The organism is Ramlibacter sp. (assembly GCF_035554825.1).
Lineage (GTDB): Bacteria > Pseudomonadota > Gammaproteobacteria > Burkholderiales > Burkholderiaceae_C > Ramlibacter.
On sequence record NZ_DATMHS010000056.1, the window covers coordinates 40,603 to 52,515 of the forward strand.

An 11,913-nucleotide genomic window follows, 5' to 3' on the forward strand; every position below is an offset into this window, starting at 1 on the left:
CGGACGTCAGTGCGTCGCGCCGGCGAAGCCACGTTCTTCGGCAAACCACGCCAGCACCGGCACCGTGCCCGGCAGCACGGGCTGCACCTCCACCGGCAACCGCTGCCAGGCGAAGGTCTGGCCCTCGCGCATGTGCAGCTCGCCTGCCCAGTCCCAGACCTTGCAGAAATGCAGCCGCACCAGGGCGTGCGGATAGTCCACCAGCTGCGTGCGCCACGGCTGCACCGCGCCGATCGTGACGCCGATCTCCTCGAGCAGCTCGCGGCGCAGGGCCTGCTCCACGCTCTCGCCCGCCTCCACCTTGCCGCCGGGAAACTCCCAGTAGCCGGCGTAGACCTTGCCGGGCGGCCGCGACGTCAACAGGAAGTCGCCGTCGCTGCGGATGAGAACGCCGACGGCGACGGCCACCTCCCGGCGATCGGCGCCGCCTTCGCGCGGCCGCTCGCCGTGCGCCACCAGCGGTTGGCGATCGCCGCTCACGCCGCCCGGCGCCCGGCGAAGTCGCGCGCGAACTGGTAGGCCACGCGGCCGCTGCGCGAGCCGCGCTCCAGCGCCCACACCAGCGCCTCGGGCCGCGCGGCATCGATGTCGGCCTGGCTCACGCCGAACCACGAAAGCCACTGGCCGGCGATGGCCAGATACTCGTCCTGGCTGAATGGGTAGAAGCTCACCCACAGTCCGAACCGCTCGGACAGCGAAATCTTCTCTTCCACCACCTCGCCCGGATGCACTTCCCCGTCCTCGGTGTGCTTGTAGCTGAGGTTCTCCTTCATGTATTCGGGCAGGAGGTGGCGGCGGTTGCTGGTCGCGTAGATCAGCACGTTGGGCGTCGCGGCCGCCACCGAGCCGTCCAGGATCGACTTGAGCGCCTTGTAGCCGGGTTCGCCCTCGTCGAAGCTCAGATCGTCGCAATAGACGATGAATTTCTCGGCGCGCTCGGCCACCACGTCGATGATGTCCGGCAGGTCCACCATGTCGGCCTTGTCGACTTCGATCAGGCGCAGGCCGCGCGGCGAATACTCGTTCAGGCAGGCCTTGATCAGCGACGACTTGCCGGTGCCGCGGGCGCCCGTCAGCAGCACGTTGTTGGCCGGCTGGCCGTTGACGAACTGCAGCGTGTTGCGCTGGATCTTCTCCTTCTGCTGGTCGATTTCCTTGAGGTCGGCCAGCCGGATGGCGGCGACATGTCGCACCGGCTCCAGCGTGCCGTGGCCGGACGAGCGCTTGCGATAGCGCCACGCCGGCGACGCCTGCCACTCGGGCGCCGACAGCGGCTGCGGCAGCACGGATTCGATGCGCGCGATCAGGCGGTCGGCGCGTGCGATGAGTTCGTCGATCTTGTGGGTCACGTCTTGTGCGTCCGGTATCCGCTGGTCAGGAACGGTAGTCCGCGTTGATGCTGACGTAGTCGTGGCTCAGGTCGCAGGTCCAGACGGTGTCGCTTGCGGCACCGCGGCCGAGATCGACGCGCACGGTGATCTCGCTTTGCTTCATCACGCGCTGGCCGTCCTCCTCGCGATACGACGGATGGCGGCCGCCGCGGGTGACGACGTGGACGTCGTCGAGGTACAGCTCGATGCGGGTCTGGTCGAGGTCGGTGATCCCGGCGTAGCCCACCGCGGCGAGGATGCGCCCCAGATTGGGGTCGCTCGCGAAGAACGCCGTCTTCACCAGCGGCGAGTGGGCGATCGCGTAGGCCGCCTGCCGGCACTCGGCGCCGGTCGCGCCGCCGTCCACCTGCACGGTGATGAACTTGGTGGCGCCCTCGCCGTCGCGCACGATCGACTGCGCGAGCAGCCGCGCCACCTCCAGCATGCCGGCACGCAGCGCCCGGCCGGCGGGGCTGTCGAGCGAAGTCACGGCCGCATGGGCCGCCCGGTTGGTGGCGACCACCACGAAGGAATCGTTGGTGGAGGTATCACCGTCGACCGTGACGCGGTTGAACGAACCCTCCGCCAGCTCCAGGGCCAGCTGGCGCAGCACGCCCGCCTCCACCTTCGCGTCGCACGCCAGGAAGCCCAGCATGGTCGCCATGTTGGGGCGGATCATGCCGGCGCCCTTGCTGATGCCGGTGATGGTGACGGTGACGCCATCGACCGCGACTTGGCGGCTGAACGCCTTCGGCACGGTATCGGTGGTCATGATGGCTTCGGCCGCCCGCAGCCAGTGATCGGGCCGGCCATCCGCCAGCGCCGCGTCGAGGCCGGCTTCGATGCGCTCGACCGGCAGCTGCTCCATGATCACGCCGGTCGAGAACGGCAGCACCTGGCGCGGCGCGACGCCCAGGCGGCGGGCCGCGGCTTCGCAGGTCGCGCGGGCCCGCTGCAGCCCGTCCTGGCCGGTGCCGGCGTTGGCGTTGCCGGTGTTGATCACCAGCGCCCGGATGTCGCCTTGCGCCAGGTGCTCGCGGCAGACCTGCACCGGCGCGGCGCAGAAGCGGTTCTGGGTGAACACGCCGGCCACGGTGGCGCCCGGCTCGAGCACGATCACCGTGAGATCCTTGCGATTGGCCTTGCGGATGCCGGCTTCGGTGCAGCCCAGCAGCACGCCGGGCACCGGATGGAGGTCGCCGGCACGCGGCGCAGACAGATTGACGGGCATGGTCCTGGAGGGTGCTTCGATGACAGGGTGGCTATTGTCGCGCAGCGAGGCGCGGGCCAGGGCCGAGCGGATCCGGGCCGGCGCGGGTCAGCCCTGGCGCCACGGCAGGCCGCGCAGGCGCCAGCCGCCGCGCCGGCCGCGGTGGCCGTTCTCGTCGGGATCGCCCTCGAAACCCTCGAGGATGTTGTAGGCCTCGATGCCCAGCTCGGCGGCGCGCTTGGCGGCCGCGACCGAGCGCACGCCGCTGCGGCACATCAGCAGCGCCTTCTTGCCCGGCGGCACCGCCGCGCGCAGTCCGGCGTCGAAGCCGGGGTTGACCGCCATGCCCGGCCACTGCTTCCAGGCCAGCGGCACCGCCCCGGGCACGAAGCCCACCCATTCGCGTTCCGCGTCGCTGCGCACGTCCACCAGGACCGCCTCGCCGCGGGTCCACCACTCGTAGGCAAGCTGCGGCGGGACGTCGCCGGCATAGCCCTGGTCGGCGCGCGGCCGCGCTTGCGCCTCGCCGGCGTCGTGGCGCAATCCCGAGCTCAGGTTCGCCGGTACGGCCTCGTCCAGGCGCCTGGGCTTGGGCAGGTTCAGCGCGTTCATGACCGCCTCGAATTCGGCCTGGCTCTTGCCCGCCACGCGCGAGTTCGACTGCCGTTCCCGGCCGATGGTCGAGTGGGTCCGGCCGTGGTAGTCGTGGCCGGGCCACACGGTGGTCTCGTCCGGCAGCGCGAACAGCACCTGCGTCAGGCTGCGATACAGCTGCGCGGCGCTGCCGGACTGGAAGTCGGTGCGGCCGCAGCCGTCGATCAGCAGGGTGTCGCCGGTGAACACATGGTCGCGCCACAGGTAGCTCGTGCTGCCGGCCGTATGGCCCGGCGTATGCAGCGCCGTGACCTGCTCGGCGCCGAACCGCAGCACGTCGCCATGGTTCAGTTGCACCGCCGCGGTGCCGATGCCGCACGCGGCGGGGGCGGCGGTCCGGGCGCCGGTGTGCTCGGCCAGCAGGCCCGCGCTGGTGATGTGGTCGGCGTGGGCGTGCGTCTCGATCGACCACGCGAGCGTGAGGCCGTGTTCGCGCAGCACGCGCAGGTCGCGTTCGAGCTGATCGTCGACCGGGTCGATGATCAGCGCCTCGCGCGACTGCTCGTCGAAGAGCAGATAGGTGTAGGTGCTGGAGGCTTGGTCGAAGAGCTGGATCGGTGGCTGCATGGCGGGCTCGCTGCGGTTGCGCGCAGTGTAGAACGCCGCGCGAAGCCGCGCCGGCGGCAGGTCACACGACCTTGACGCTCAGGTTCGGCAGCCCGTCGATGTGCATCTCGATCACGTCGCCGCGCACGACCGGACCCACGTTTTCCGGCGTGCCGGAGTAGATGATGTCGCCCGGGACCAGCTCGAACGCCTCGGACAGCTTGCTCACCTGCTCGGCGACCGACCAGATCATCTGATTGAGATCGGCGTTCTGCTTCAGCTGGCCGTTCACCTTGAGCCAGATCGCCCCCTTGGTGAAGTGGCCGGTCTGCGCCACCGGGTGCAGCGGCCCGATCGGAGCCGAGCGGTCGAAACTCTTGCCGATCTCCCACGGCTTCTTCTGGTCGCCCATGGCCCGCTGCAGGTCGCGCCGGGTCATGTCCAGCCCCAGCGTGTAGCCCCACACGTGCTCGAGCGCGCGCGCCACCGGGATGTCGCGCCCGCCCTTGCCGATCGCCGCCACCAGTTCCGCCTCGTAGTGGTAGTTCTTGGTGAGCGGCGGATACGGGTGGTCCGGCATGGTGCCGACGGCCACGAACTGGATCGCGTCGGTCGGCTTCTGGAAGAAGAACGGCGGCTCGCGCGAGGGATCGGAGCCCATCTCGCGCGCGTGCGCCGCATAGTTGCGGCCGATGCAGTAGATCCGGCGGACCGGGAACAACTGGTCGGAGCCGGCGACGGGAATGTAGGTGCCGGGCACGCTGAACGGCGTGCGCGCCTGCTGCGGGCCGCTCGCCGCGCAGCCGGTGACGGCGGCGGCGGCCGCGACGGCCGTGCCCTGGAAGAAATTGCGCCTCTGCATGCTGGTCTCCTGTTGTGCGTGGTGTGACGCCGCGGCGCGGCAACAGGAATCTACGTTCGAAAGCCTCCCTGACACCAACCTGAACGCTCGGTGAAAACCCTGTTCCGGTTCTGCTCGTCAGAGACCAAAGATTGCCTGCGAACGATTTACTACTTCACCAAGGAGACAACAGCATGAGCGAATCCAGCAATCCTCGCCGGCGCGGCCTGCTCAAGGGCGTCGCCGTCGCCGCCGGCGCGATGTCCGCGCCTATGCTCGCGAAGGCGCAGGCCGGGCCGATCTCGATGCGGTGGCAGAGCACCTGGCCGTCCAAGGACATCTTCCACGAGTACGCGCTGGACTTCGCCAAGAAGGTCAACGACATGACCGGCGGCGACCTCAAGATCGAGGTGCTGCCCGCCGGCGCCGTGGTGCCCGCCTTCGGGCTGCTCGACGCCGTCTCGAAGGGCACCCTGGACGGCGGCCACGGGGTGCTGGGCTACCACTACGGCAAGCAGAACGCACTGGCGCTGTGGAATTCGGGGCCGGCGTTCGGCATGGACGCCAACATGCTGCTGGCCTGGCACAAGTACGGCGGCGGCAAGGAACTGCTGGACAAGCTGTATGCCTCCATCGGCGGCAACGTGACCTCGTTCCTCTACGGGCCGATGGCCACGCAGCCGCTCGGCTGGTTCAAGAAGCCGATTACCAAGACGGCCGACTTCAAGGGCCTGAAGTTCCGCACCAACGGGCTGGCGATCGATCTCTTCACCGCCATGGGCGCGGCGGTCAACGCGCTGCCCGGCGGCGAGATCGTGCCGGCGATGGACCGCGGGCTGCTGGACGGCGCCGAGTTCAACAATGCGACTTCCGACCGCGTGCTCGGCTTCCCGGACGTCTCCAAGGTCTGCATGCTGCAAAGCTATCACCAGAGCGCCGAGACCTTCGAGATCATGTTCAACAAGCCGAAGTACGAGGCCTTGCCGCCGAAGATGAAGGCGATCATCGCCGGCGCCGTCGAGGCCGCTTCGGCCGACATGTCGTGGAAGGCGATCGACCGCTATTCCAAGGACTACATCGAGCTGCAGACCAAGGACAAGGTCAAGTTCTACAAGACGCCCGATTCCATCCTGGCCGACCAGCTCAGGCTGTGGGACGACATCCTCGCCAAGAAGTCGGCCGAAAACGCCTTGTTCAAGGAAATCGTCGCCTCGCAGAAGGCCTTCGCGGAACGCGCGGTGAAGTGGGACCAGGACACCTACGTCAGCCGCCGGATGGCCGTGTCGCATTTCTTCGGCGGCAAGCCGGCCGCGCCGACCAAGAAGGGCTGAGGCTCCGACGGAACGCAGTCAGCCATCCGGCACCGCCCGGATGGCTTTTTTTCGAGCAGGCGAACAGATGCAGAAATTGCTCCTGACGATCGACAAGGTCAGCACCTTCGTCGGTCAGTTCTTCTCCTGGCTGATCGTGGCGCTGACGCTGCTGATCTCCTGGGAAGTGTTCTCGCGCTATGTCCTGGACCGTCCCCACTCCTGGGCCTTCGACGTGATGATCATCATGTACGGCACCCTGTTCATGATGGCGGGCGCCTATACGCTGGCGAAGGCGGGGCACGTCCGTGGCGACGTGCTCTACGGCTTCTTCCAGCCGCGCACGCAGGCCACGATCGACCTGATCCTGTATGTGATCTTCTTCATTCCCGGCGTGTTCGCGCTGACGTACGCAGGGTATTTCTACGCCGCCGAATCGTGGGCCATCCGCGAGTCGTCCACCATCACCGCCGAGGGCCCGCCGCTGTATCCGTTCAAGACCATGCTGCCGCTGGCCGGCGCGTTCTTGTTCGCCCAGGGCATCGTCGAGATCATCCGCTGCGTGATCTGCATCCGGCAGGGTCAATGGCCGTCGCGCGCCGAGGACGTCGAGGAAGTCGACGTCGACAAGCTCAAGCAGATGGTGCACGTGAAGGACGAAGACATCGCCAGGCTCGACACCCTGGTCGCCCCGCACGGGAGCACGAAATGAGAATCCGCAAGGAACTGTGGTTCGGGTTCGCGCTGATGGTGATCATCCTGGTCCCGGTGGCGATGTACACGCCTTGGACCAGCTTCATCGACGGACACCTCGATCACGCCGACCTCGGGGCGCTCGGCCTGCTGATGCTGGCGCTGATCGTCGTGGCGATCATGCTGGGATTTCCCACCGCGTTCACGCTGATGGGCATGGGCGTCTTCTTCGGCTGGCTGGCCTATCGCAGCGTGAATCCGGCGCTGGCCAACCAGCAGATCCTGGACCTGATGGTGCAGCGCGCCTATTCGGTGATGTCGAACGACGTGCTGATCGCGATTCCGCTGTTCGTGTTCATGGGCTATCTGGTCGAGCGGGCGAACCTGATCGAGAAGCTGTTCAAGAGCCTGCACCTGTCCCTGGCGCGGGTGCCCGGCGCCTTGGCCGTGGCCACCATCGTCACCTGCGCCATCTTCGCCACCGCCACCGGCATCGTCGGCGCCGTCGTGACGCTGATGGGCCTGCTCGCGCTGCCGGCGATGCTGCGCGCCGGCTACAACATCAAGGTGGCCGCGGGAGCGATCACCGCGGGCGGGTGCCTGGGCATCCTGATTCCCCCTTCGGTGCTGTTGATCGTGTACGGCGCCACCGCCGGCGTCTCGGTCGTCAAGCTGTACGCGGGCGCGTTCTTCCCCGGGATCATGCTGGCGGGCTTGTACGTCGGCTATGTGATCGTGCTCGCCAAGTGGAAGCCGCACCTGGCGCCGCCGCTCTCGGCGGCCGAGCGCGTGGTGCCGCTGCCGCCGCTGTCGCAGGCGCTGGCGCCGCGCAGCCGCAATGCGCTGACCGGACTGTTCGGCGCGCTGCGCGATCCGGCGCTGCCCAAACCGCAGGTCGCCACGCAGTTCTTCGTCTCGGTGCTGCCCGCCCTTTCGATCATCGCGCTGCTGGTGCTCCTGTATGGCGCGGCGACGGCGCCCACCGCCGTCGTCGACACGACCGGCCTGGTGCAATCCGGAGGAGCGATCAGCAGCGCGGAAGACGCGCCCTCGGACGCGTCCGGGCTGGCTGAGCCGCCGCAGGACGAGTCGGCGTTGCAGGAGCCGCCCAAGGACGGCGCCGAAGTCAAGGAGCCGCAGGCGCCGCAGGCGGCACAGCCTGCGCCCGCCGCGGCAGATGCATCGGCGGCCGTCGCCGCGCCCGCTGCGGCCGACACCACCGCCGCGGCGGCGGCCGAACGGCTGCCGGTGCCGCTGTGGTACTGGATCGTCCTGGCCGTCGGCCTGGCGAGCCTGGTGCTGGTCTGCTGGCTCATGAGCTGGCAGCGGCTGGAAGTCTTCAAGCTGCTCCTGGCATCGTTTTTCCCGCTCGCCGTGCTGATCATCGCGGTGCTCGGTTCCATCGTGTTCGGGCTGGCCACGCCGACGGAAGCGGCCGCGGTGGGGGCGCTCGGCGGGCTGGTGCTCGCCGGCATCTACCGCTTCATCTCGGCACGCCAGGCCAATCCCGACAATGCCGTTGCCGCCACGGTGAAAGACCTCGGGGGGATCATCAAGGAATCGTCGTTCCTCACGGCGAAGACCAGCGCCATGGTGTGCTGGCTGTTCGTCGGCTCCTCGATCTTCTCCGCCTCGTTCGCCCTGCTCGGCGGCCAGGAGATCGTCGAGCGCTGGGTGCTGTCGCTCGGCCTGAACACCGTGCAGTTCATGCTGCTGTCCCAGTTCATCATCTTCATCCTGGGCTGGCCGCTCGAGTGGACCGAGATCATCGTGATCTTCATGCCGATCTTCATCCCGCTGCTGCCCAAGTTCGGCGTGGACCCGCTGTTCTTCGGCCTGCTGGTGGCGCTGAACCTGCAGACGGCGTTCCTGTCGCCACCGGTGGCCATGGCCGCCTTCTACCTCAAGGGGGTCTCGCCGCCGCACGTCACGCTGAACCAGATCTTCGCCGGGATGATTCCGTTCATGGGCATCCAGCTGATCGCGCTGGCGCTGCTCTATGCGTTCCCGGCGATCGGCCTCTGGCTGCCGAGCTTGCTGTACAAATGAGCTGAGCGCCGGCCACGAAGGGCGCGCCGCGGCGCGCCCTTTCCATTTGGCCGAAACCCGGTACCATTGACGTTTACGTAAACGTCAAGTCAACGCCCGCCGGCCGGGCGGATGACGGAGAACTCCATGACCGACCTGTCCGCCGAGTACCAGGCCCTCGCCAGCTATCGCCCGACGCACAAGGTGCGCTTCGTCACCGCCGCCAGCCTGTTCGACGGGCACGACGCCGCCATCAACATCATGCGGCGCATCCTGCAGGGCATGGGGGCCGAAGTGATCCACCTCGGCCACAACCGCAGCGTCGACGAAGTCGTCACCGCGGCGCTGCAGGAGGACGTGCAGGGCATCGCGATCAGCTCCTACCAGGGCGGCCATGTCGAGTACTTCAAGTACATGGTGGACCTGCTGCGCCAGCGCGGCGGCGAGCACATCCAGGTATTCGGCGGCGGCGGCGGGGTGATCGTGGCGCCCGAGATCCGCGAGCTGCAGGCGTACGGCGTCAGCCGCATCTACAGCCCCGAGGACGGGCAGCGCATGGGGCTGGCCGGGATGATCGGCGAGATGGTGATGCGCTGCGATCGTGACCTGTCGTGCCACGCGCCGCGCGAACTGAAAGCGATCCAGGGCCACGGCGAAATGAACTGGCGCGCGCTGGCCCAGCTGATCACCGCGCTGGAGAACGGCAACGCCGACGCCAGGCTGATGGACGCCGTGCAGGCGAATGCCGCGACCAGGCAGGCGCCGGTCGTCGGGATCACCGGCACCGGCGGCGCAGGCAAGTCGTCGCTGACGGACGAACTGATCCGCCGGCTGCGGCTCGACCAGGGCGACCGCTGGCGCATCGCGCTGATCTCGATCGATCCGTCGCGCCGCAAGAGCGGCGGCGCCCTGCTCGGCGACCGCATCCGCATGAATGCGATCGGCCCGTGGCCGCGGCCGGCCGGCGCCGCGTCGGCCGCCGCCGACGCCGGCCAGCGCGTCTTCATGCGTTCGCTCGCCACGCGCGACTTCGGCAGCGAGATCTCGGCCGCCCTGCCGGACGTCGTGGCGGCCTGCAAGGCCGCCGGGTTCGACCTGATCCTCGTCGAAACCTCGGGCATCGGCCAGGGCGACGCCGCCATCGTGCCGCTGGTCGACGTGCCGATCTACGTCATGACGCCGGAGTTCGGTGCGGCCAGCCAGCTCGAGAAGATCGACATGCTCGACTTCGCCGAGTTCGTGGCGATCAACAAGTTCGACCGCAAGGGCGCGCAGGACGCACTGCGCGACGTTGCCAAGCAGGTGCAGCGCAACCGGGAGGCCTTCGGCAGGAAACCCGAGGAGATGCCGGTGTTCGGCACCATGGCAGCGCGCTTCAACGACGATGGCGTGACCGCGCTGTACCAGGCCCTCAAGCCGCGGCTGGTGCAGCTCGGGCTGGCGCTCCAGGAAGGCACGCTGCCGCAGGTGCAGGTCCGACACAGCACCAACCAGAGCCCGGTGGTGCCGGCCAGCCGCACCCGCTACCTGGCGGAGATCAGCGAAACCGTCCGCGGCTACAAGCAGCGGGCCCGCGAGCAGGCGAAGCTGGCGCGCGAATTGCAGCAGCTGCGCGAGACGGCGCGCATGCTGCACGAGAACGACGCGACGCGCGACGGTGCCAAGAACACCGTCCTGAAGCTGGCCGACGAGCGCGATGCTCGGCTCGACTCGGCGGCGCGCAAGCTGCTGGCGCAATGGCCGCAGATGCAGCAGGCCTACGCCGGCGACGAGTACGTGGTCAAGATCCGCGACCGGGAGATCCGCACGGCGCTCACGACCAGGTCGCTGTCGGGCACCACCATCCGCAAGGTGGTGCTGCCCCAGTTCGAGGACCACGGCGAGATCCTCAAGTGGCTGATGCTCGACAACGTCCCGGGCAGCTATCCCTACACCGCCGGCACCTTCGCCTTCAAGCGCGAGAACGAGGACCCGACCCGCATGTTCGCCGGCGAAGGCGATCCGTTCCGCACCAACCGCCGCTTCAAGCTGCTGTCCGAGGGCATGCCGGCCAAGCGGCTGTCGACGGCGTTCGACTCCGTCACGCTGTACGGCAACGAGCCGGACCTGCGGCCCGACATCTACGGCAAGGTCGGCAACTCGGGGGTGTCGATCGCGACGCTCGACGACATGAAGGTGCTGTATTCGGGCTTCGACCTGTGCAGCCCGGCGACCTCGGTGTCGATGACGATCAACGGGCCGGCGCCCAGCATCCTGGCGATGTTCATGAACACCGCCGTCGACCAGAATCTGGAGAAATTCAAGGCCGAGAACGGGCGCGAGCCCACCGACACGGAAGCGGCAAAGATCCGTGAATGGGTGCTGGCGAATGTCCGGGGCACGGTGCAGGCCGACATCCTGAAGGAAGACCAGGGCCAGAACACCTGCATCTTCTCGACCGAGTTCAGCCTCAAGGTGATGGGCGACATCCAGGAATACTTCGTCCACCACAACGTGCGCAACTTCTATTCGGTGTCGATCTCCGGCTATCACATCGCCGAAGCCGGCGCCAATCCGATCAGCCAGCTGGCGTTCACCCTGTCCAACGGCTTCACCTTCGTCGAGGCGTACCTGGCGCGCGGCATGCACATCGACGACTTCGCGCCCAACCTGTCGTTCTTCTTCTCCAACGGCATGGACCCCGAATACACCGTGATGGGCCGCGTCGCCCGGCGGATCTGGGCCGTGGCGATGAAGGAAAAGTACGGCGCGAACGAGCGCAGCCAGAAGCTGAAATACCACATCCAGACCTCCGGCCGCAGCCTGCACGCGCAGGAGATCCAGTTCAACGACATCCGCACCACGCTGCAGGCGCTGATCGCGATCTACGACAACTGCAACTCGCTGCACACCAACGCCTTCGACGAGGCGATCACCACGCCGACCGAGGACAGCGTGCGCCGGGCGATGGCGATCCAGCTGATCATCAACCGCGAATGGGGGCTGGCGAAGAACGAGAACCCGAACCAGGGCAGCTTCGTCATCGAGGAGCTGACCGAGCTGGTCGAGGAAGCGGTGCTGGCCGAGTTCGACCGGATCGCCGAGCGCGGCGGCGTGCTGGGCGCCATGGAGACCGGTTATCAGCGCGGGCGGATCCAGGACGAGAGCCTGCACTACGAGATGCTCAAACACACGGGCGAGCTGCCGATCATCGGGGTGAACACCTTCCGCAACCCGCATGGCGACGCCGTGGCGGGCAAGCTCGAACTGGCGCGCTCCACC

General features: G+C 67.9%; 9 protein-coding genes and 1 pseudogene. 4 read left to right on the forward strand and 6 right to left on the reverse strand.

Features of this window, described 5'->3' with window-relative positions:
• Positions 1-6: 6 nt before the first annotated feature.
• The 6 genes and pseudogenes from VNT59_RS06310 to VNT59_RS06335 form a co-directional block, all read right to left on the reverse strand.
• Positions 7-480, reverse strand: a complete 474-nt coding sequence (locus tag VNT59_RS06310) for an NUDIX domain-containing protein (RefSeq protein ID WP_325497468.1) — start codon at positions 478-480, stop codon at positions 7-9.
• Positions 477-1,349 carry an ATP-binding protein gene (locus tag VNT59_RS06315; RefSeq protein ID WP_325497469.1) on the reverse strand — a complete coding sequence of 291 codons (873 nt, stop codon included), beginning with the start codon at positions 1,347-1,349 and terminating at the stop codon, positions 477-479. The genes VNT59_RS06310 and VNT59_RS06315 overlap by 4 nt, the downstream gene beginning before the upstream one ends.
• 25 nt (positions 1,350-1,374) lie before the next feature.
• On the reverse strand, positions 1,375-2,601 hold the full coding sequence (gene argJ, locus VNT59_RS06320) for a bifunctional glutamate N-acetyltransferase/amino-acid acetyltransferase ArgJ (protein WP_325497470.1): 1,227 nt from the start codon (positions 2,599-2,601) through the stop codon (positions 1,375-1,377).
• A gap of 87 nt (positions 2,602-2,688) precedes the next feature.
• Positions 2,689-3,123 carry a rhodanese-like domain-containing protein gene (locus VNT59_RS06325; protein ID WP_325497480.1) on the reverse strand — a complete coding sequence of 145 codons (435 nt, stop codon included), beginning with the start codon at positions 3,121-3,123 and terminating at the stop codon, positions 2,689-2,691.
• Positions 3,118-3,801 (reverse strand): annotated as a pseudogene (locus VNT59_RS06330) (MBL fold metallo-hydrolase); the annotation flags it as partial. The pseudogene VNT59_RS06330 and the gene VNT59_RS06325, both read right to left, overlap by 6 nt.
• A gap of 61 nt (positions 3,802-3,862) precedes the next feature.
• A complete protein-coding gene (locus VNT59_RS06335; protein ID WP_325497471.1) occupies positions 3,863-4,642 on the reverse strand; it encodes a fumarylacetoacetate hydrolase family protein in 780 nt (259 codons plus the stop codon).
• A 173-nt stretch (positions 4,643-4,815) separates the two neighbouring features.
• On the opposite strand from VNT59_RS06335, the gene VNT59_RS06340 reads away from it, so the two are divergent.
• The 4 genes from VNT59_RS06340 to icmF all read left to right on the forward strand — a co-directional run.
• A complete protein-coding gene (locus tag VNT59_RS06340) occupies positions 4,816-5,952 on the forward strand; it encodes a C4-dicarboxylate ABC transporter (RefSeq protein WP_325497472.1) in 1,137 nt (378 codons plus the stop codon).
• A 67-nt stretch (positions 5,953-6,019) separates the two neighbouring features.
• Positions 6,020-6,643, forward strand: coding sequence for a TRAP transporter small permease subunit (locus VNT59_RS06345; RefSeq protein WP_325497473.1), 624 nt, complete (start codon positions 6,020-6,022; stop codon positions 6,641-6,643).
• Positions 6,640-8,673, forward strand: coding sequence for a TRAP transporter large permease subunit (locus tag VNT59_RS06350; protein WP_325497474.1), 2,034 nt, complete (start codon positions 6,640-6,642; stop codon positions 8,671-8,673). The genes VNT59_RS06345 and VNT59_RS06350 overlap by 4 nt, the downstream gene beginning before the upstream one ends.
• Before the next feature lie 126 nt (positions 8,674-8,799).
• A partial coding sequence (icmF, locus tag VNT59_RS06355; RefSeq protein ID WP_325497475.1) for a fused isobutyryl-CoA mutase/GTPase IcmF occupies positions 8,800-11,913 on the forward strand: 3,114 nt, incomplete at its 3' end.